The sequence below is a fragment of the Brucella sp. H1_1004 genome, assembly GCF_047308065.1.
GTDB classification, from domain to species: Bacteria; Pseudomonadota; Alphaproteobacteria; order Rhizobiales; family Rhizobiaceae; genus Brucella; species Brucella pseudogrignonensis_B.
On record NZ_JAYKZA010000002.1, the window covers coordinates 1876784 to 1898463 of the forward strand.

The window sequence follows — 21680 nt, forward strand, 5'->3', positions numbered from 1 at the left end:
CCTTATATGCAAAAATGCGCATCAGTTTATTACAAAAGTGAGCAAGATTATTCCAATGTAGCGTTGGCAGCCACGAACCATTGTGATCTAGTCACCTCAGGAGGGTGCGGTGCTCATAGGGAGGAAACCATGGATACTGGCGACCAGAACCAGTTTGAACTCAATGACGATCAACGCGCCATTCAGGATATGGCGCGTGGCTTCGCATCGGATTTTGTTGCGCCCTATGCCCTGCAATGGGATCGCGACAAGCATTTCCCGATTGACGTCATAAAGGAAACCGGCCCGCTCGGCATGGGCGGTATTTATGTTCGCGAAGACGTCGGCGGATCTGCACTCAAACGGTCAGATGCCGTCCTTATTTTCGAGGCATTGGCCGAGGCTTGCCCCGCTTTCTCAGCCTTTATATCCATTCACAATATGGCAGCATGGATGATCGATACGTTTGGTGATGAAAGCCAACGTCAGGCGTTTATGCCCAAACTCACGTCGATGGAATGGCTTGCCAGCTATTGCCTGACTGAACCGGGTTCAGGCTCCGATGCAGCCGCGCTTCGCACCCGCGCAGAGCGCGATGGCGACCATTATATACTCAACGGCACCAAGCAATTTATTTCCGGTGCGGACGCCACCGATCTTTATGTAACAATGGTGCGTACCGGTGAGGACGGCCCGAAAGGAATTTCCACCATCGTTGTACCGAAAGATGCGCCCGGTCTATCGTTTGGCGCCAATGAGCACAAAATGGGCTGGAATATGCAGCCCACCCGAACAGTGATTTTCGACAATTGCCGCGTGCCTGTCGCCAACCGTCTGGGTGATGAAGGTACGGGCTTCCGAATCGCCATGGCCGGCCTTGATGGTGGACGACTGAACATCGCCGCCTGCTCGCTGGGTGGCGCACAATCTGCACTCAATAAAGCACTGGAATATACGGGACAGCGTAAAGCTTTCGGCAAGACAATCGACCAGTTTCAGGCGTTGCAGTTCCGTCTTGCTGATATGGAGACCGAGCTCTCGGCAGCAAGACAGCTTCTTTACACTGCCGCGAGCAAACTCAGCCGCAAGACGCATGATGCTGGCAAATGGTCGGCCATGGCCAAGCGCTTTGTAACGGACACCGGCTTTGATGTCGCAAACGATTCGCTGCAGCTTCTTGGCGGCTATGGCTATCTTCATGATTACGGCATCGAGAAACTGGTCCGCGATCTGCGCGTTCATCAGATTCTTGAAGGCACCAACGAAATCATGCGCGTCATCATAGCACGCCAGATGATCGGGCGCTGATACATTTATTGAATGGGAGGAAACCATGGCCACTATCGCTTTTATCGGCCTCGGCAATATGGGCGGACCTATGGCCGCCAATCTGGTGAAAGCCGGTCACAAGGTCATAGGCTTTGATCTGCTGCCTGCCCACCTGGAAGAAGCCAAAGCCAACGGGCTTGAGGTCGCGGCAAGCGCCGCCGAAGCTGCAAGCAATGTCGATGCAATTATCACCATGCTGCCTGCTGGCAAACATGTTCTTTCTGTTTATGAAGACATCGCGCCTAAGGCGCGTAAAGATTCACTTTTCATCGACAGTTCAACCATTGACGTTGATTCGGCACGCAAAGCACACGAGATAGCAGCGCAGTATGGCCATCTCTCTGTTGATGCACCGGTTTCGGGCGGCACAGGTGGCGCCGCAGCAGGTACCCTCACTTTTATGGCGGGTGGCAGTGATAATGCCTTTGCAAAGGCTGAGCCGCTTCTTCACCCAATGGCTGGCAAGATCGTGCATTGCGGCGGCGATGGTGCAGGTCAGGCAGCAAAAATCTGTAATAATATGATTCTCGGCATTTCGATGATTGGGGTCAGCGAAGCTTTTGTTCTGGCTGAAAAACTCGGACTGTCACATCAGGCACTGTTTGATGTGGCTTCCACTTCTTCTGGTCAATGCTGGTCGCTGACGACCTATTGCCCAGTGCCCGGACCAGTACCGACATCCCCGGCCAACCGTGATTACCAGCCCGGATTTGCAGCGGCACTCATGCTCAAAGACCTAAAACTTTCGCAAGAAGCTGCAAAAAGTGCAGGCGCAGCCACCCCATTGGGCGCGCATGCAGAAGAGATTTACGAGCGCTTCGGTAATGATGGACACGGCGGAGACGATTTTTCCGGCATCATCAATTATTTACGCTCGATAAAAGCGTAAAATCGGTATTTATATTCTATAAATCGCAAAAAACTGACATTGTTTAGATTTGCTTAAGTCTCTGATAACTGTCCGGTAACGATGTTGCGCTAAAAGAGGGGCCAGAGACGATTGAGTTCTTCTCTGGCTCCGGATTTGGTACTGCGTACCGGAGCTTCAGTCTCTTCCACCGCGTATTGTTTGGTGGAAGCGCCATGCGTATTTGGCAAGACCGTGCACCTGACGAGGCAGCGCGGTTTTTTGCTTTTTTCTGAAACGCATAGAATCAGGTCATAATCTTGTGACTGATGCAACATGATCCGAGACACGCATACCTTTCGGACATATAATGGCGAAAACCAATCAGACCTTTGCCTTATCTAAATTTAGATATTCTGCCGCAATTGTGCGCGATACGAAGTCTAGGCGATGAAAATATTCAGTTTTGGAAAACTTAAGTTTGACTACTCTCAATCCAATAGCCTCGTCTTCAACTGACAAAACCCTCTTCGGCCTTCCGTTGGCCGTCGTCTTTATTCTGTGCTACTTCGCCTTTCAAGCGCTACTGGTAACTGTCGTCTCCAACGGCGCGGGCCTTGATGACGCGGAACAACTGGCGAATATCAGCTACCTGGATTGGGGATATGGCGGATCTCAGCCGCCTCTTTATACATGGATAACAAGCCTTACGTCATCCGTGCTTGGAACTTCCATGCTGACACTTCAGATCGTCAAGTTCGGATTGTTGGCAAGCTTATTCGCAAGCGTTTATGGCGGAATGCGGCTGCTCGGCTTTTCCAATTTGGTTGCATCTGCATCAATGCTGGGACTGTTTCTCATTCCGCAAATCGGTTGGGAATCTCAGCGCGCACTCACACATTCAGTTGCAAGCACATCCGGTTGCGCTTGGGCTTTCCTCACTTTTGCATGGTATATGCGCGCTCGTAGCGTAGTATCGGCAGCAGCATTCGGCGTTGCGATGGCGGCAGCAGTGCTTGGAAAGTTCAACGCTTCTCTCTTCATCCTGATGCTGGTGATCACTGCACTATCCATCCCTGAATATCGTAAAGCACTGATTTCCAAGCTGTCTCTCATCACCATCGCCACTTTTGCTCTTTGTGTATCGCCCACTGCCATCTGGATGCTTGCGCATAAGTCAAGTGTCATTGCCCGTTCTGAAAAACTTCAAATCGGCGCATCAGGCAATCTGTTTGTCGACCGCTTGCAGGGCGTCATTAGCTTTGCAGAAGCTGCGTTTTTGTTTTCTATTTTGATATTGGCTATTGCCGGTATTATTTCGCTCATTCATTACCGCAAACGAACCACGGCAAAAACACCATTCACAGCTGGTGAACAGCTTATGCGTCGGCTTCTCATCGTTGGGATTTTAATTGTTTTTACAGGCGTGATAATTGCCGGCGTTAGCAATATAAAAGATCGCTGGTTACAGCCTGTTCTGTTTTTAACGCCTGCAACTATCGCCTGTTTGTTTTCACAATATCGAAGAGACAGTCGAGCGCTTATCGACTTTGCTCTAATTAGTACGGCTTTTGCCCTGATTGTTCCGGCGGTTCTCGCCTACTACCTCAATTATGGGTCCAGTAATCCGCCTTATGGGCAGCTAGATTATCGCGGGCTTTATGAAGAGATTCATAAAGATGGAAACTTCAAAACGATCATTACCGACTATCCGCAGATTGCAGGAAATTTCCGACTTTTTGATCCATCAATTGAAGTAATTCATCCGGAAACTCCCTATGGCGCCTCCAAAGCTTCCAGCGATGTGCTTGTAATGTGGTTTGGTGACACCACACCCAATGCACGTGTATCACCACTTATCAATGAAGCGCGGATCAACCCGCCAGCAACAGGCATAAGCACAAAAGATATCATCTATCTCACGCGACCAGATCAACACCTCACTGTCAGTTATTTTTTAAAGAAATAAAAAGGTCCGGGCAAACCCGAACCTTTTTCATTTACTCAACTGTTTCTTGAACAGCATGCGCAGTGCTCTTCACATCGCGCCCTACACCGCGAACCGTATTAGCACAGGAAGCTAACGTGAATGCGCAAAGGACAATAGCAACAGGAACGATACGAGATAGCTTCATCGGGGCTCTCCATTGAGGTCACAGTCTAACAAGTAAACCGCCTGAAAGACCGGCCCGCCCTGCCCGGTATTCTGGTGGTGAAGCTGTTTTTACAGCTGTCACATCAGCCATCTAGCGCAGCATTTTTTCCCGACAAGAGCGCGGCTTAGCCACAAACCGCTGCAAGGTTACTCCAACCCGAACGCAAAGTTTCAAACCGACCACTGCGGCGATAAGATTCAAAGACATTGCGCAGATGATCCGCCACAACCTGAATATGCGGCCCTACATCCGGACGAATGATCATTCCAAGCTGATAACGTCCCAATTCCGGCAAACCATGTTCAGGGCCGAGCGCAACAATGCCTTCACCAAGTAGCGTCTTACCAAACGGTGCAATCGCAAGATCAGCTTGTATTGCCGCACGCTGCCCCGTTGAGTGTGAACTCATATAGGCAATGCGATACTGACGACCCGAGCTCTCCAACGCTTCCAGCGCATTGCCGCGCCATGCACAGCCCTCTTCCCATATTGAAAGCGGCAGCGGATCGCGACGATAGGCCGTTCCACATTTCGCACCCGCCCAGACAAGCTCCTCATCAAGCAAAACTTCAATGTCGCCTTTGCTTGGAACAGTATGGGAGAGGTTAACGAGCGTAACGTCCAGACGCCGCTCGTCCAGACGCTTACGCAGATTGGTGCTTTGATCAATCACCACATCAACCGTGACACCGGGATGTGTCTCGGCAAATCGTTTCAACACCAACGGCAAAACACATTCGCCAATATCATCCGGCGATCCCAGACGAACAACACCCGTAATCGTAGGAGCCAGAAATTTAGCGACGGCTTCACGATTGAGAGCCAGCAGCCGCCGTGCATAGCCTAGAAGCATCTCGCCATCGCTGGTCAATGTCACAGACCGCGCATCGCGATCAAACACAACAACGCCTATTTGCTCTTCAAGCTTCTTGATTTGCATCGAGACTGCTGAGGGTGTGCGAAACACGACATTCGCGGCGGCAGAAAAACTGCCAGTGTCTGCGATAGCCGCGAATGTACGCAACACATCAATGTCGAGCATAGGCATGGGATGCTGAACCGGCGCTGTCATGTTGAACTCCATAGCTTTTCGCTAGTTCAATTTTTCTGATCATATAGCTTTGTATATTTCGTTTGATTGAACGTCAAGATGACCGCAAGCTTCGGGCAGAGATCAAGTCACTCCCGAACACATGATGTCAATTTTGTCTGGAGAACGAAAATGAGCCTTCAATGTGAAGCATTGCAAAACGAATGTGGGTCACGCTCGTCTTTGATCCCAAGCTGGCTCAAGGCAAACCTAGCAACATTCAACGAATTTTATTCCAACTGGAAATACCATCGACACATTAAAAGGAGCCGCAGGGCATTGGAGGCTTTGCCCGAACACATTCTGCACGATATCGGCTGGCCGTGCGTCGATGATCGGGTACCTGCTCCTATGCTGAAAGCCGAAAGACGTTAGTAATAATGCAAATTGAGGGCAGGATATTCCATGCCTTCAATTTAGCGACATCGAGGCACCAATTTACGGCAGGCATTTAGCCGCACTATTCAATCTGAACGTTCTATGTCTCAATATGTCTGTTCTGTTTGCGCCATAGCCGCCCCCTTATAAAACAAGGCTGTCGCAACAGGATGACCGGTCAAAAAACGACCGGATGACAAGACCGGTAAAATTCCGGTGTCATGACGGAGGCACAAGGCCTGAATTGCGTCGGGAACCCGCAACAAGGCTTTTAAGAATGGGAACGGTCAGGCTATGATTGAAGCTTCATCGATTAAGCGATCTATTGTTTTTTTTCTGGTGCCGGACTTTTCGATGATCGCATTTGCGACAGCGATTGAACCGCTGCGCATTGCCAATCGCATGCTGGGCTATGAAGCCTATCGCTGGCGGCTCACATCAAGTGATGGCAAGCCGGTCAAAGCATCGAACGGCGTAGAATGCGCAGTCAATGCTTCGCTGGAAGACGAACGTCGTTTCCTTCAGCGCGAGCAACGCCCATCCATGGTCTTCGTTTGCTCAGGCGTTTACGTTGAAGAGTTCCGAAACAAATCGGTGTTTGCGTGGCTACGTGAAGAATATAATCGCGGCGTAGCGGTGGGCGGCCTCTGCACCGGCGCGCATATTCTAGCCGCCGCCGGTCTCCTCTCCGGCAAACGATGCGCGATACACTGGGAAAACCTGCCAGGGTTCTCCGAAGCTTTTCCGAAAGCAGAAGTTTATGCCGACCTCTTTGAGGTGGACGGCAATATTTACACATGCGCTGGTGGCACAGCAGCACTCGATATGATGCTGAAACTGATTGGCGATGACTTTGATGACAATCTGGTGAATCGTATCTGCGAACAGGCACTAACCGACCGCGTCCGCAATCCACACGATCGTCAGCGCCTGCCACTGCGTGCGCGCCTTGGCATTCAAAACTCAAAAATTCTCACCATCATCGAAATGATGGAGGCCAATCTTTCGGAGCCGGAAACTCTTATTGATGTGGCGCATAGTATAGGTCTGTCGCGCCGTCAGGTTGAACGGCTGTTCCGGCAGGAAATGGGCCGTTCACCGGCCAGATATTATCTTGAAATACGTCTTGATCGGGCGCGGCATCTTCTATTGCAGTCCTCTATGCCGGTGGTGGAAGTGGCTGTTGCATGCGGGTTTGTGTCCGCGTCGCATTTTTCCAAGTGTTACCGCGAACTTTATGGCCGTTCACCACAGCAGGAGCGAGCTGATCGTAAAATGCTTATAGCAGCATGATCACATTAAAAGCCACGCTCCTTAGCGTGGCTTTTGATTTTAAATCAGGGCGATAGCCACGCCTCATGGATCAAAATCTCAATATCTTATGCATATAGAAATCAACATTATGGCTCAATCAGAAACACATTTAACTTCGGTCGCCGGACGCTCTGATTATGTCGTAGAATGACTATTGTTGGCCCACACCAATCACTATGATTCCATCAAATTATAAATGGGATCGCATAAAATGGCAGAGTTTCCTAAGAAGGCAAAAGTCGTCATTGTCGGACTTGGCGGCATCGTCGGTGCATCGGTCGTCCACCACCTGATTGAGCGCGGTTGGGACGACATTGTCGGCATTGATAAGTCCGGTATCCCGACGGATATCGGCTCCACAGCACATGCTTCCGATTTCTGTTATGCGACCAGTCACGACTTTCTATCGTGTTGGACCACGCTTTACTCCATCGATTTCTACGAAAAGATGGGGCATTACGCCCGTGTCGGCGGCATCGAAATAGCTCGCGTCGGTGATGATTCCCGCATGGAAGAGCTGAAGCGCAAGGTCGCATCTGGCAAAGCCTTTGGCACTCGCGCTCGACTGATGGAGCCATCCGAAGTCAAAGAGAAGTTCCCACTCATCGAAGAAAGCCTCGTTCAGGGCGCTCTTTGGGATCCCGATGCGGGCCTTGTCATTCCACGGTCACAAACCGTTGCTGGCAAGCTGATCGATCAGGCAGAAGCCGCTGGCAAACTACAGAGCTTTGCGAATACGCCCGCTCAGTCGCTGATTGTTGAAAATGGTCGCATCAAAGGTGTTGTTACGCATCGCGGAACTATAGAAGCGGATTATGTCGTTATTTGTGCCGGACTTTGGGGCCGCTTGATTGCCGAAATGGTTGGTGAAGACCTGCCAGTCATGCCGATCGATCATCCGCTCACCTTTTTCGGACCCTATAATGAGTTTGCAGGCACCGGCAAGGAAATCGGCTGGCCGCTTCTGCGGGATCAGGGCAATTCGGCCTATATGCGTGACACGGGCGACCCAAAGACTGCCGAAGGCGGCCAAATCGAGTGGGGCTATTACGAGGAAACCAATCCGCGCCTTTGCCACCCCCGCGATCTGCTTGAAAAGCACGAAGCCCGCCTGTCGCCCTCACAGCGCGATCTGGATATGGAACAGGTGCTCGAACCGCTCGAACGCGCGATTGAACTGACCCCCATTCTGGGCGAACTTGGTTATAATGAGAGCCATTCTTTTAATGGTTTTCTTCAAGTGACGACCGATGGCGGCCCATCGATGGGCGAAAGCCAGAAAGTGCGCGGTCTTTGGTACGCTGTTGCAATATGGGTCAAGGACGGCCCCGGCATGGGCAAGCTCATTGCCGATTGGATGACCGATGGCCGGACGTCAATTGATCATCATGCCATCGACTATTCGCGCTTTTATCCGCACCAAATGACCGAGCAGTTCATCTGGGATCGCTGCACCGAAACCGCGATGAAGGTCTATAATCCAGCAGTACATCCGCGTGAGCCATTCTCCAAAGGCCGCAATATTCGCCGCTCGCCTTTCTATGAGCGTGAAAAAGAACTCGGCGGCTACTTCATGGAATTAGGCGGCTGGGAGCGTGCGCATGGTTATGCAGCCAATGAACATCTGCTGGAAAAATATGGTGACCGCATTCCCGTCCGCGAAAACGAATGGGATAACCGCCATTTCTGGCGTGTCTCCAATGCCGAGCATCTCGCATTGAGCGAAGATTGCGGCATTATCAATCTCTCGCACTTCGCCATGTATGACATTGAAGGCCCGGACCATGTCGACCTGATGGAATGGCTCTGTGCTGCCAAAATTGGCGGCGATACGAATATCGGCAAAGGCATTTACACACACTTTCTCGACAGTGAAGGCATGGTGCGCGCCGATTTTACCGCAATCCGCATGGCTGACCGCATTCGTATGATCAACGGTGCAGATGCTGGTCCCCGCGATTTCCATTACATGCGCCGGGTTGCTGAGGATAAAGGCTTTGATGTCACCATCACCGATGTGACGGAAAAATACGTCACCATTGGCATTTGGGGACCGAATGCTCGCGAAAATCTCAAAAAAGTTGTCGAAGACCCGGATGGTCTTGATCCCGAAAACTTCGCTTTTGCAGCGATCAAGCCAATCCGCATTGCAGGTAAAGACGTTACCGCGTTCCGTATTTCCTATGTCGGCGAACAGGGCTGGGAATTGCACATGCGTTACGAAGACGGGCTTGCCGTCTGGGATGCGCTGCGCTCAACGGGTGCCATTGCTGTTGGCGTTGAAACCTACGCCAATACACGCCGCATGGAAAAAAGTCTGCGTCTTCAAAATGCAGACCTGCTCACGGAATATAACCTGTTGGAAGCCGACCTTGCCCGCCCGAAGGTTAAGGAAGCAGACTTCTGTGGCAAGGCAAAGCACCTTGAATATAAAGCTCGCGAACATCAGCCAGCAATGCTCTGCACGTTGGTCATGAGCGAGAACGTCGATTCCAAAGGCGTTGCACGCTATCCGGTCGGCATTTTGCCGGTGCTCCATCCTGAAACAGGTGAAACACTTGTCGATGAACTCGGTCGTCGCTCTTTCACATCGTCCATCGCCTATGGACCAACCATTGGCAAAAATATCGCGCTCGCCTATCTGCCATGGTCCTATTGTCAGGAAGGCCGCAAGCTGAATGTGGAATATTTTGGCGAGACCTACCCTGTCGAAGTCGTATCGATTGGTTATAAACCGCTTTACGACCCCGAAAATCTTAAGCCGCGAAGCTAACGCATGTCGCGGAAAAGTGGAACCCGGTTTTCCGGTAACGACATGCGCAAAAATGAAAGCCGGGGCAAAACCCCGGCTTTTACATTCAAAAACCGAAACTATTGAAAAGATGCCTTACCGCCGGAAATAACAATCTTTTCATCGCCTTTCAGCGCTTCACGATCACCATTCGGAAACGTTACGAAGCAGCCACCGTCACAGAATTCGACGGTCTCACCAGCAGCAATAAGCATCTCGCGCTTTGCTACGCCTTCGGTCACTACAATTGTCTGCTGAGCTGCATCGTTATTGGAAACACTGGCAGCATAGAGGCTTGGCACAGCAAAAGAGAGTGCAAGCACTGCGCCAAGTGCGACTTTGCCAGCAAAATGGACGTGAACCTTATTCATATCTTTTTCAGCGTTACCGCCGCTCCCGCTACAAGCCGAAAATCGGCCCCACTCGTTTAAGCAGTCCTCTGCTCTCATTCTTGATTACTTATAAGACTTCAAAACTGAACCGCAACTGAACACGCCGTTCATACCTTGTCATCATGTTCTGGCTTGTCTGCTTCCGCAGCCTTTTCTTTTCGCGGCTTTACGGCGCGTGATGCTTCTCTATTCATCAGATCAGAAAGCTTTTCAATTTCCGGCATACCCAGCACCAGATCCGTTGAAGAAGACGCCAGCTGAATCCCTTCCGCATGGAACCGCTCAACAATCTGGAACCGCAGCTCATTCTTGATACCACCCGTCGATGTAATATCTGCGACATGCGCATAAACATCGAATACGAGCAAGGAATCCGTCATGCTCTGGAGTGCAACAAACGGCTCTGGATTTTTCAAAATCGATGGATGGCCGCGAATAATTTCCAACAGCAGACTGTGAACACGGCGCGGCTCATCCGTATAGGCCGCCTGCACATTGATATCGATACGGCCCAGTTTATTCCGCAGCGTCCAGTTACCGACATTTCCGTTAATCAGTGTCGAATTTGGAACGACAATCGACTGTTTCTGGAAGGTTTCAACTTCGGTCGCACGGACGCTGATCTTTTTGACAATACCGCTGACTGTTCCCGCTTCCACCCAGTCCCCGACCTTGAACGGACGTTCTGCCAGCAAAATAAGACCGGAAACAAAGTTCTGGACAATATTCTGAAGACCAAAACCGATACCAAGCGACAGACCACCAGCGATAAGAGCCAAACTGGATAGATTGAAACCAGCGGCAGATACTGCGACCAACCCGGCGAGTACCAGCCCAACATAACCGATAACAGTGCGGATAGAATTGCGAACGCCAGAATCGACGCGGCCGCGCGCAAGAACCTTGCTATCCAACCAGTTTTGGAACCAATGTGTCATCAGATAGACGATGATAAACAAGCCTACACCGGTCAAAATTCCCATCAGCGATATGGAAATACTGCCAACCTGGAAGCCTGTCATCAAATGATAGAACGTGTTTTTGAGTTCGACCCATTGGAAGCCGAACTGCATCAACACCAGCGGTATGCCGACTAAGGCAACTGCGAGATTGATAAGAATACCGACAACAAGCCCGAGCTGATCCAGCTTTGCTTCGTCAAAATGGAAGCGATCACGCATCACCCGGCCAATTGGGCTGGACGCAAAGGCCTGTTCTTCCGAAATCGCACGTCCGGTCAAAAAGCCGAGATACATCGTTACGAGAAATGCGCCGGTGACAACGATCTGTTGCGCCATAAAGCGCGCAAGGCCAATGAAGCCCAAGCAGGCCGCAACAATCGGGATGAGACCAAGCAAGATGAGAAAAACGCGGAAGGCTTTCGGCCAAGGGCGAACCGCCTCTCCAACATTTCTCTCAACCGGCTTTACAAGCGCTATAATGAGAATAAGCACGCCAATCACAACGGTCGACAGCAGGCTTTTCGCCATAGTCAAAGACAATGGTGACGACAGAACCTGGTTGACCTTGCTGAAAAACGAATCCAGCCCGTTAATCAGTGCCATACCAGTAATCAACCAAACCAGCGCCCTGCCCGGACGCGGCGCAATAGGCACCAACCGCCATGCGGGAGTGTAAGGACTGATGCAGGCAAAGGCCAAACGACTGATAAAGAAGACAATACCGAGCACAATAAAGAGCGATTGCAACAGCGTCCCAATGTCGGGCCTAAGTACGTTAAAATAGTCGAGACAGAAGTAGGTCGTAGCTAGGAAAACGGCGACCGCGCCCGAAGGGATCGCCGTTGACCAGAAGGCGACCGACAAGCGGCTGAGATAAGAAGGCGCTTCGTTGGTAACATCTCGTTCGTAAAGCGATCCCAAAACCCGTCGAGCACCGAGCTGAATAACCAAAGCGGCAATAACAGCAAAGAAAGCCGCAGCCAGAAATGAGTTCAGCTTGAAGGTGAAAACGAACCGCCACCATGATTTCACGATACTCCACAGTGAAACCATCTGATTGCTCGCGGCGGCGGTCACTTCCGAACCAAGCGTAAGATCAAGGTTCACACGTTGCGACAAAGTTTGTGCAAACAGATCACGGCGCATATTGCCGATTTTTGCAGCCATCTGATTGACCGCAAGTGATGCATCTTCTGTTTCGCCAATAACAGCATTGATTTCGGCTTTTTCAGCGATCAGCCGTGCGCGCTCTTCAGCAACAATTGCTGGTTCCGCTGCCTGATCACCGGAAGGCGCAGCCCCCAACTGTTCCAGCCGTGTATTGATTTCCGTCAGACGTGGACGAAAAGCAACGCCAGCATCAAGCAGCTTCTTGGAAAGTCCATCGAGCTGCAGCTTGAAATTAGCAAGAGCTTCATCGTTTGTTACAGATTTCTGCAACTGATCACTGATCGTTTTCGTCTGCTGCTTGAGATCGTTGATAACCGGCTTTTGCTGCTGCACAACATCAAAGACGGGTGTGTTATTTTCAACAACAGCTTTTTGTTCAGGTGCCAACTGTTGAGCAGCTACGGGAGCTTGCGGCTTTGACACTTTGGGATCTTGCGCATTTGATTGCCCCATCGCGCCCAGCGAAAAAGCCAGAGCAAATGCAACTGCACGGAACATCGATAAATATGTCAATTTGAACTCTGCCGGTTTCTCGATCTGCTTTTGAACATACAGCGCATGATAACAGAAGCAATACTATGGCAGGCTCGATACCAAAATGAGCTTGTGATTTTATTCAGTGATTTCAATGCATGATCAGCCCCATACAGAAAACGATTCCCTTTTTTGAATCGATGCTGTAGGTGTCATCGCTAAGCCTTGGTAAAAATACGATGTTTTTGAATCGGGCATTGCATAAAATCGAATAAACAGAACGGTTTAGCTATAGGCAAAATCATTCTGAAACTGGCTTCTTTCTGCGGAAAGGCTGTCGAAGAAAGTTCGGGCATTTTGATTAAAGGCATGAACAACGCAGATCAGCGTCCTGATCGTTCTCATCAGCATGGTTTCATGCTTGTTGTGACGTGCGTTCTGTCGTTCGCCGCTTTTCTGTTCGCAATTGACCTTTCTGCACTCGGCGGCGAAGCGAGCCGTTCGCTCCCCGGAAAAATGGCTGCGCAGCAGGTCGATAACGCACCTGCACTTCCCCCACGTCAGCAATCCACACCGGCAACCCAGCCGATGCGTGCTGTCCTGACAGATGCGATTGCAGCTAAAATTAAGGCAGCTTATCCTCACGGGAATGGCGATGGGATCGCAACTCTCGCCAGCGAGATTGTCGTTTACGACGGGCAGCCCGTCCAAACCGCCCAAAACCCACATTTTTTGAGGCTTTCGCAAAGCAGTTTTGTTTCTGCACGCGCTCCGCCAGCGATGGCGTGAAATCTTCTTTTGAAGGCGGCTTCGGCCAACCCTGAATCTATTACGAAAAAATGTGCGATAAGCCTTTGTTTTAATACAAACTTATAGCACTCAATATCCGGAATTTAGACTTATGCGTACTTCTAAATGGGTCGCAGTGCTTTATGGACTGATCGTTCTGATCGGTATCATCATTGCCTTGCCCAATTTTTTCACAAAAACACAACTCGAAGCAATGCCTTCGTGGTTCCCAAAACGACAGGTTACACTGGGTCTTGATCTGAGTGGCGGCTCCTACCTCGTTCTCGAAGTGGATGCAGCGAGCCTCAAGAGTGACCGTATGCGCGCGCTGCTTGATGATGCGCGTGGAAAGCTGCGTGCTGAACGCATTCAGCCTCAATCCATCCGTGCTGTTGGCGACTCTGTCATCGTGACAATCCCGGATGCCGATCAGCGCGCGAAGGCCGATACAGCTCTTAAAACTCTGATCTCTCAGGTTAACACGACTGGCTTTGGCACGGCGATCAACGACATTGATGTAACCAGCAGTGACAATCAGATCCGTCTGACGCTAACACAGGCTGGCTTTACATACCGCCTTGATGCGGCTCTCCAGCAGAGCCTTGAAATCATCCGTCAGCGTGTGGATCAGGTCGGTGTGGCCGAACCATCGATCCAGCGCGTAGGCTCTGACCGTATCGTTGTTCAGCTTCCAGGTCTTCAAGACCCAGCACATCTTCGCCAGCTGCTGGGCAGCACCGCGAAGATGAGCTTCCACATGGTCGCAGACGTAAATCCGAATGACCCACCACCTCCCGGTGTCAGCATCCTGCCGGATTCTAAAGACCCAAACGTCAAATATCCTGTTGAAGATCAGATCGCGCTTTCAGGCGAACGCCTGACCGATGCGCGTGCAGGATTCGATCAACGCACCAACGAGCCAATCGTTTCGTTTCGCTTCGATAGCCTTGGCGCGCGTCAGTTCGCAGATATTACAACCAAGAACACAGGCCGTCCTTTCGCCATCGTCCTTGATGGCAAAGTTCTAACTGCTCCGCGTATCAATGAACCAATCACAGGCGGCTCTGGTCAGATCACCGGCAGCTTCACGGTTCAGGACAGTGTTGTACTTTCTGCACTGCTCCGCGCTGGCGCATTGCCTGCTCCGCTGACAGTTATCGAAGAACGTACGGTCGGACCTGACCTTGGCGGCGACGCTATTAAGATGGGTCTGATCACCGGTATCGCAGGCTTTATCCTCGTCGCGGTCTTTATCCAGCTGCTTTATGGCGTCTGGGGTCTTATTGCGAACGTAGCGCTTCTGCTCCATACCGTCCTCACCTTCTCAGCCCTCAGTCTTATCGGAGCAACGCTAACACTGCCCGGTATTGCAGGTATTATTCTGGGTATCGGTATCGCGGTTGACGCGAATATTTTGATCAACGAGCGTATTCGAGAAGAAACCCGCAAAGGCCTTGGCGCTATGGCGGCGCTCGATAAAGGCTTCCATGCAGCTTTTGCTACGATTGTCGACTCGAACGTCACCTCGCTGATTTCGACACTCCTGCTCTTCATGTTCGGCACTGGCCCTGTACGCGGCTTTGCTGTCGCCATGATGCTCGGTATCGTCATTTCGATGTTTACTGACGTCACACTCGTTCGCATGGCGATGGCTTGGTATGTCCGCAAGCGCAAATTGAAGGTACTTGAAATCAAGCCATTTATGAGGATCGCTCCGGAAAATCCAAATTTCCGCTTCATGAATGCGCGCTACCTTGGTATCGCAACCTCTATTGTGTTGTCGCTCGCTTCAATCGGCTTGTTCTTTAAGCCGGGTCTGAATTATGGCATCGACTTCAAGGGCGGTATTCAGGCTGAAATAACCACATCACGACCAGCAGATCTCGCGCAATTGCGTGAAAAACTCGGTGCCTTGGGACTGGGTGAAGTTGCCCTTCAGTCAGCTGGTAGTCCGAACGACGTGCTGATCCGCATTCAGCGACAAGATGGCGGCGAAGAAGCACAGACCGTTGCAGTTAACAAAATGCGTGAGGCAATTGCGGCAATCGATGCTGGCGCAAAAATCGAGCGTACCGAAGTTGTTGGCCCGAAAGTCTCCGGCGAACTCGCGCGTTCAGGCTTCATCGCAGTCTTGTTATCAGCTCTCGGTATGCTGATCTATCTTTGGTGGCGATTTGAGTGGTTCTTCGCAGTTGGCGCGATTATCACGCTCGTTCTCGATACAACCAAGATGGTAGGCTTCTTTGCGCTCCTACAGCTCGACTTTAACCTGACGGCTATTGCAGCACTGCTGACAGCCATTGGTTACTCAGTAAACGATAAGGTTGTGGTTTATGACCGCATGCGTGAAAACATGCGTCTTTATAAGTCGAAGCCGCTGCGCGAGATCGTGGATATGAGTATCAATCAGGTTCTCATCCGCTGTATCTATACCTCTGTGACGACATTCCTCTGCTTGCTGCCAATGGCAATCTGGGGCGGAAGCGCGGTGCATAATTTTGCCGTGCCAATGCTGTTCGGTATCTTTATCGCAACAACCTCGTCGATCTTCATTGCAGCACCGATCCTGCTTCTGCTGGGCAACTGGTGGCAGCGTCGTCAGGAAGCGCATCAGGCTGTTCTTGAAAACGGCACTTCACCACAGAAGTAAACTCATGGCCGGGCATGGTTTTCGCCATGCCCGGCTTCTCCCATAAAACTTTGCATGATTGAAATCGGGAAGGCCCCGCTATGCCCCATGACACGCCTCTGATTGCGACAATCGTCGTTGGCCTGTGTCTGGCATTCATCTTCGGCACTATCGCCACCCGACTAAAAATCTCTCCCCTTGTTGGCTATCTCCTCGCAGGTGTCATTGCTGGTCCGCATACACCGGGTTTCGTTGCAGATCAGGATCTCATCCTTCAGCTAGCCGAAATAGGCGTTATTCTGCTGATGTTCGGCGTCGGCCTGCACTTCTCTCTCAAAGATCTTCTCTCCGTTAAAGCTATCGCCGTTCCTGGCGCTTTGGCGCAGATTGCGACAGCCGCAGCACTCGGTACCGCACTTGGCTTAGCGCTCGGTTGGGACGTAAAAGCCGGTCTGGTTTTTGGTCTCGCGCTTTCGACGGCAAGTACCGTCGTCCTCCTGCGCGCAATGCAGGATATGCGCCTCATTGATACAGAGCGCGGCCGCATTGCGATTGGCTGGCTGATTGTGGAAGATCTCGCTATGGTCATGGCATTAGTGCTTCTGCCAGCGCTTGCGAGTATCGGCAGTGAAGCCGGCCATGCCGCGACAAGTGATCCCATTGCTCAATGGCTGGGCCTTGGCATTGGCGGCATTATTCTGCTGACGATTGCCAAAGTTGTCGTCTTCATAGCGCTCATGCTGGTTGTGGGACGCAAGGTCATCCCATGGCTTTTAAATGTCATCGTTCAAACCGGCTCGCGCGAATTGTTCCGCTTAGGCGTTTTGGCGATTGCCCTTGGCGTTGCCTTTGGTGCAGCGCATCTTTTTGGCGTCTCCTTCGCGCTCGGTGCGTTCTTTGCTGGCATGGTGATGAGTGAATCTGAACTCAGCCATCGCGCCGCAGAAGAATCTCTGCCGCTACGTGATGCTTTCGCAGTTCTCTTCTTCATATCCGTGGGCATGTTGTTTGATCCGATGAGCCTCATCCGTGATCCCCTGCCCCTCATTGCAACGCTTGCCATCATCCTCGTGGGCAAGTCGGTTGCCGCATTCTTTATCGTTCGCGCATTCAAACGTCCTGTCGGAACAGCACTCACCATTTCTGCAAGCCTAGCGCAGATCGGAGAATTCTCGTTCATTCTTGCGGGGCTCGGCGTTGGGCTCAATTTACTGCCACCAGAAGGACGCGACCTGATCCTTGCAGGCGCAATCCTATCGATCTTCCTCAATCCGGTTATGTTCATAGCCGCAGACCGTCTGCGACCACGGATCGAAAAACGCCTTGGCATTCAGCCATCCGATAGCGATAGCACGGAGGCAGACGTCAGCATTTCTGAGCCTGCACGACTGCCGCAGAGCAAGCTCAGGGATCATACGGTGATTGTCGGATATGGTCAGATTGGCCGTCGCGTGGCAGCAAGTCTTCAGGAAAATCACATTCCGTTCCTTGTTGTCGAAGATTCGCCAAAGATTTATTTCAGATTGAAAGAAATCGGCATTGAAGCTATTGCGGGCAACGGCTCGGATGCTGAAATATGGGAGACGGCGAATCCATCTTTTGCCCAAAATGTTGTGATTGCAATTCCGAACGCTTTCGAGGCAGGACGCATCACAAGTCTTGCAAAGCAGGCGAACCCAAATGTGCGCATTGTTGTGCGTGCCTGTTCGCAAGCCGAAGCTCAATATCTGCATGATCTAGGTGCAGACTCTGTCATTCTCGGCGAAGCAGAAATCGCCGCAGCAATGGAAAAGGCGATAAAGAAGGAACAACGGATTACGAGCGTTTCCACGATAAACGGAAAGTCCGGGGCGCATGACAAAGGGGAATTGAATGCGAATTGAAGGTGCGGTGGCCAGTTAATGAAATTCAAGGATTATATTTGGCCGATCATTGGCCTTTGTGCAGTCGCTATATCTGTTTGGCTTCTCTATCGGGAACTGCGTAGCATTTCACTCGACGACGTTCTGGATAGTCTTTACGCAATTCGCGCGCATCATTGGCTTCTGTCTGCAGCAGCTGCACTTCTCGCCTATAGCTCGCTCGCTGGATATGATCGCATCGCGCTTCTTCACCTGCGTCGGAAAATATCCTGGCTTTTCATCGCCCTTTGCTCGTTCACAACCTATGCCTTGTCGCACAATATCGGTGCATCGGTCGTATCAGGTGCTGTGGTTCGTTACCGTGCATATTCCTCACAGGGCATGCCCGGCAGCGAAATTGCCGTCCTGATTGCCTTCTGTTCCTTCACGTTTATTCTGGGCGTGATCATCACTTCGAGTATCGTTCTGCTTCTGGAACCGCATATTCTGATGCGCTTCAATGAAGAACTCACACCGACCATTTCGATCATTATTGCTTTGGCTATGCTGGCGTTTGTCTTGCTTTATGTCTTTGGCAGCTGGCTACAGCTTCGTCCTTTGCAGATTGGCAAATTTCGTCTGGAATACCCGCGTCTACCTGTCGTGACACAGCAGCTCATCGTCGCTCCACTGGAGCTGATTGGGGCGGCTGGCATCATCTATTTCGCACTGCCGGAAGCTGGAAATCCGGGCTTCCTGATCATTCTTGGCATCTTTCTGGTGTCATTCTCAGCAGCGCTTATTTCGCACGCACCCGGCGGCCTCGGTGTGCTTGAACTCGTGTTCCTCACTGGCTTGCCGGACATGAACCCAGCTGATGTTCTGGCGGCTCTCATCGTGTTCCGCCTGCTCTATCTTCTCATTCCATTTGCAATGTCGTTGATTGTCGTACTCGTTTTCGAGAAATCGCAATTCGTGCTTCGCTGGAACGATAAGCAAAAGAAATAGGATTGCAGAGGCGGGATTATTTTTTACACTCCCGCCTCTAATTGAATTTATTTTCCTTAAAATGATATGAAATAGCCCTTATCTTGGAAATTGCTTCGCAAAGCCTCCCAATACAGAGCAAAAACAGCCTCCCAAGGCATTTTCCAAGAGGAACTAACGTATGCCTGCGACATTGATCATCCCCGGTTATAAGGGATCGGAAGCAGGCCACTGGCAGCGCCAATGGTTGCATGACGATCCGTCAGCAGTGCTCGTCGAACAGGACGACTGGCACTATCCGGTGCTATCCGACTGGATGCACGCGCTCGAAGCCAAGCTCGCCGAAAATCCCGGTGCAGTATTGGTTGCCCATAGTCTTGGTTGTATTCTTGTTTCGCATCTCGCAAGTCGTCCGGCTGCGGCGCATGTTGCGGGTGCGCTTCTGGTCGCTCCGGCAGACGTGGAAACCATGTCGCGCCGCGACAGTCGCTTTGCGAGCTTCGCACCTTTACCGCGTCATGAACTGGCGTTTCCGTCGATTGTCGTCGCCAGCCGCGATGACGAATATATGAGCTTTGCAAAGGCCGAAGCTATCGCCAATGTCTGGGGTTCAGGCTTTGTTGATATTGGCCATGCAGGACATATCAATGTAGCCAGCGGCTTTACGCATTGGCCGGAAGGCGCAATCCTCGCGTCGTCGCTACAAAGAGAACCAATAACACACACGCTCTCCCAAGCAGCGTGACCGCAAACCGCCCGCTTTCTTGAAGTCGGGCGGTTTCATTTTTCATAAGCGCATCTTCGCCAAAAACCGCTTAAAACTTTTCGGGATGCGCTTCAGCTATGCTGTTTGCGCTCAAGCCAGATTTTTAAAGCCAGTGTCAAAAGTGCAATGCCAGCCAAAGTCGAAGCGGCAGCAAAAGCGCCTGCTACGTTGTAATCATTGAACAGCAGTTCGACCTGCAAAGGCAGCGTATTGGTTTTACCGCGAATAGCGCCTGAAACAACAGATACAGCTCCGAACTCACCCATCACACGCGCATTACAAAGCACAGCACCGTAAAGCAGCGCCCACTTAATGTTCGGCAGCGTGACATAGAAAAATGTCTGCCAGGCATTCGCTCCAAGCGTCAGAGCGGCCTCTTCCTCATCGCTTCCCTGCACTTCCATGAGCGGAATCAGTTCCCGCGCCACAAAAGGCGATGTCACGAACAGACTCACCAGAAAGATCGCTGGAACCGTGAACATGATCTTGATGTCGTAACTCTCAAGCAACGGGCCAAGCAGCCCCTGAGAGCCATATAAGAAGAGATAAGTCACACCCGCAACAATTGGTGACACCGAGAATGGAATTTCGACAAAGGTAATCAGAAGCCTACGCCCCGGAAAGCGAAACTTCGTGACAAGCCATGCCACACAAACGCCGAAGGCCATATTCATTGGCACAACGACAATTGCCGTCAGGATCGTGAGCCAGACCGCATGCAAGGTATCAGGCTTTAAGATTTCACTGAAAAAAACATCGACGCCCTTGCTGAACGCATAGGAAAAGATAATTGCCAGAGGCGCGCCAATGCAGATCGCGGAAAGAATAGCTGCAAGGCCAATCAGCAGGTTACGGACAGGACCGGGCGCATTGCGCGCCTGAACACTAGCGCTCTGCATAGCGAAGCTGCCTTGCCTGAATAAGATTGGTCACAAGAAGCATGAAGAACGCCATCAACAGCATGACAAAAGCCAAAGCAGCCGCTGCCGGATAATCATATTCATCGAGCCTGATGAAGACGAGCAGCGAGGTCACTTCCGTTTCAAAAGGCAAATTGCCGGAAATGAAAACAATCGAGCCAAACTCGCCAAGACTACGCGCGAAAGACAGCGAAGCACCCGCAAGAAACGCCGGAAAGATGGTCGGCCAAATGAGGTGCGTGAAAATCTGCCACGGCTTTGCACCAAGGCTGCGTGCAGCCTCTTCAACATCAGCACTCATATCTTCCAACACTGGCTGCACTGTGCGGATGACGAAGGGAATACTGGTGAAAAACATCGCAACCATGATGCCGATAGGTGCATAGGCAACCTTGATGCCCATCGGCTCAAGATATTGTCCAAACCAGCCATTTGGTGCAAACAGCGTCACAAGCGCTAAGCCAGCGATAGCGGTTGGAAGTGCAAATGGCAGATCAACAGCCGCATCGATCAGCCGCTTGCCTGGGAATTGGTAGCGTGACAAAACCCATGCCAACAGCAAGCCGAACAACCCATTAAAGACAGTAGCTACCGCTGCGGCACTAATCGTAATGCGAAATGTTGCCAAAGCGCGGTCTGAGGTGACGATCCTCCAGAAATCGCTCCAACCGAGGCTTGCAGTTTTTAGGATCATCGCCAACAGCGGCAAGGCAACAATCACTGCCAGATAAAGCAAGGTGCAACCGAGGGTCAACCCGAACCCCGGCAGCACTGAATTACGTTTCATGCTCAGAAGTGACACGAGAGCATTTCCAATATAGTTTGAGGCATTTGAAATGCTCTATCTAGTTTAACGTGCATCTTAC

General features: G+C 51.2%; 17 protein-coding genes. 11 read left to right on the forward strand and 6 right to left on the reverse strand.

The genetic code is table 11. The features are described 5' to 3' along the window. The first annotated feature begins 129 nt into the window (after positions 1-129). The 3 genes from U2P60_RS16520 to U2P60_RS16530 all read left to right on the forward strand — a co-directional run bounded on the left by U2P60_RS16520 (position 130) and on the right by U2P60_RS16530 (position 4124). Positions 130-1287 (forward strand): isobutyryl-CoA dehydrogenase, encoded by a 1158-nt coding sequence (locus U2P60_RS16520; protein WP_413573389.1) that lies wholly within the window; start codon positions 130-132, stop codon positions 1285-1287. 25 nt (positions 1288-1312) lie between these two features. After that, the gene (gene mmsB, locus U2P60_RS16525) at positions 1313-2197 is read left to right on the forward strand and encodes a 3-hydroxyisobutyrate dehydrogenase (protein WP_313826686.1); all 885 of its coding nucleotides are present in this window, start codon (positions 1313-1315) and stop codon (positions 2195-2197) included. Positions 2198-2636: 439 nt separating this feature from the next. Beyond that, positions 2637-4124 carry a glycosyltransferase family 39 protein gene (locus U2P60_RS16530; RefSeq protein WP_413573390.1) on the forward strand — a complete coding sequence of 496 codons (1488 nt, stop codon included), beginning with the start codon at positions 2637-2639 and terminating at the stop codon, positions 4122-4124. 31 nt (positions 4125-4155) lie between these two features. Here U2P60_RS16530 and U2P60_RS16535 read toward each other — a convergent pair whose 3' ends face one another. Both U2P60_RS16535 and U2P60_RS16540 read right to left on the reverse strand, forming a co-directional pair. Next, positions 4156-4290, reverse strand: a complete 135-nt coding sequence (locus U2P60_RS16535) for an entericidin A/B family lipoprotein (protein ID WP_094539832.1) — start codon at positions 4288-4290, stop codon at positions 4156-4158. A gap of 145 nt (positions 4291-4435) precedes the next feature. Further along, the gene (locus U2P60_RS16540) at positions 4436-5383 is read right to left on the reverse strand and encodes a LysR substrate-binding domain-containing protein (RefSeq protein WP_313826688.1); all 948 of its coding nucleotides are present in this window, start codon (positions 5381-5383) and stop codon (positions 4436-4438) included. Positions 5384-5533: 150 nt separating this feature from the next. Between U2P60_RS16540 and U2P60_RS16545 the strand changes: the two genes are divergently transcribed. The 3 genes from U2P60_RS16545 to U2P60_RS16555 all read left to right on the forward strand — a co-directional run bounded on the left by U2P60_RS16545 (position 5534) and on the right by U2P60_RS16555 (position 9866). Continuing rightward, positions 5534-5776: a DUF1127 domain-containing protein gene (locus U2P60_RS16545; protein WP_413573391.1), complete on the forward strand. Its 243-nt coding sequence runs from the start codon at positions 5534-5536 to the stop codon at positions 5774-5776. A 297-nt stretch (positions 5777-6073) separates the two neighbouring features. Continuing rightward, a complete protein-coding gene (locus tag U2P60_RS16550; RefSeq protein WP_313826690.1) occupies positions 6074-7072 on the forward strand; it encodes a GlxA family transcriptional regulator in 999 nt (332 codons plus the stop codon). A gap of 232 nt (positions 7073-7304) precedes the next feature. Then, positions 7305-9866, forward strand: coding sequence for a GcvT family protein (locus tag U2P60_RS16555; protein WP_413573392.1), 2562 nt, complete (start codon positions 7305-7307; stop codon positions 9864-9866). 98 nt (positions 9867-9964) lie between these two features. On the opposite strand, the gene U2P60_RS16560 is transcribed toward U2P60_RS16555, so the two are convergent. Both U2P60_RS16560 and U2P60_RS16565 read right to left on the reverse strand, forming a co-directional pair. Further along, complete coding sequence (locus tag U2P60_RS16560; RefSeq protein ID WP_413573393.1) at positions 9965-10255, reverse strand: hypothetical protein; 291 nt, start codon at positions 10253-10255, stop codon at positions 9965-9967. A 128-nt stretch (positions 10256-10383) separates the two neighbouring features. After that, on the reverse strand, positions 10384-12906 hold the full coding sequence (locus U2P60_RS16565) for a mechanosensitive ion channel domain-containing protein (protein WP_413573835.1): 2523 nt from the start codon (positions 12904-12906) through the stop codon (positions 10384-10386). Positions 12907-13251: 345 nt separating this feature from the next. Between U2P60_RS16565 and U2P60_RS16570 the strand changes: the two genes are divergently transcribed. The 5 genes from U2P60_RS16570 to U2P60_RS16590 all read left to right on the forward strand — a co-directional run bounded on the left by U2P60_RS16570 (position 13252) and on the right by U2P60_RS16590 (position 19873). Beyond that, positions 13252-13671, forward strand: a complete 420-nt coding sequence (locus U2P60_RS16570) for a hypothetical protein (protein ID WP_413573394.1) — start codon at positions 13252-13254, stop codon at positions 13669-13671. Positions 13672-13783: 112 nt separating this feature from the next. Beyond that, on the forward strand, positions 13784-16321 hold the full coding sequence (secD, locus tag U2P60_RS16575; protein WP_413573395.1) for a protein translocase subunit SecD: 2538 nt from the start codon (positions 13784-13786) through the stop codon (positions 16319-16321). A gap of 80 nt (positions 16322-16401) precedes the next feature. After that, positions 16402-18183, forward strand: coding sequence for a YbaL family putative K(+) efflux transporter (ybaL, locus tag U2P60_RS16580; RefSeq protein ID WP_413573396.1), 1782 nt, complete (start codon positions 16402-16404; stop codon positions 18181-18183). Between the two features lie 18 nt (positions 18184-18201). After that, complete coding sequence (locus U2P60_RS16585) at positions 18202-19149, forward strand: lysylphosphatidylglycerol synthase domain-containing protein (protein ID WP_313826697.1); 948 nt, start codon at positions 18202-18204, stop codon at positions 19147-19149. Positions 19150-19309: 160 nt separating this feature from the next. Next, positions 19310-19873 carry an alpha/beta hydrolase gene (locus U2P60_RS16590; protein WP_313826698.1) on the forward strand — a complete coding sequence of 188 codons (564 nt, stop codon included), beginning with the start codon at positions 19310-19312 and terminating at the stop codon, positions 19871-19873. A gap of 92 nt (positions 19874-19965) precedes the next feature. Here the strand turns inward: U2P60_RS16590 and cysW are convergent, their stop codons facing one another. After that, complete coding sequence (gene cysW, locus U2P60_RS16595) at positions 19966-20793, reverse strand: sulfate ABC transporter permease subunit CysW (RefSeq protein WP_413573397.1); 828 nt, start codon at positions 20791-20793, stop codon at positions 19966-19968. Next, a complete protein-coding gene (cysT, locus tag U2P60_RS16600; protein WP_413573837.1) occupies positions 20780-21601 on the reverse strand; it encodes a sulfate ABC transporter permease subunit CysT in 822 nt (273 codons plus the stop codon). The genes cysW and cysT overlap by 14 nt, the downstream gene beginning before the upstream one ends. Between the last annotated feature and the right edge of the window lie 79 nt (positions 21602-21680).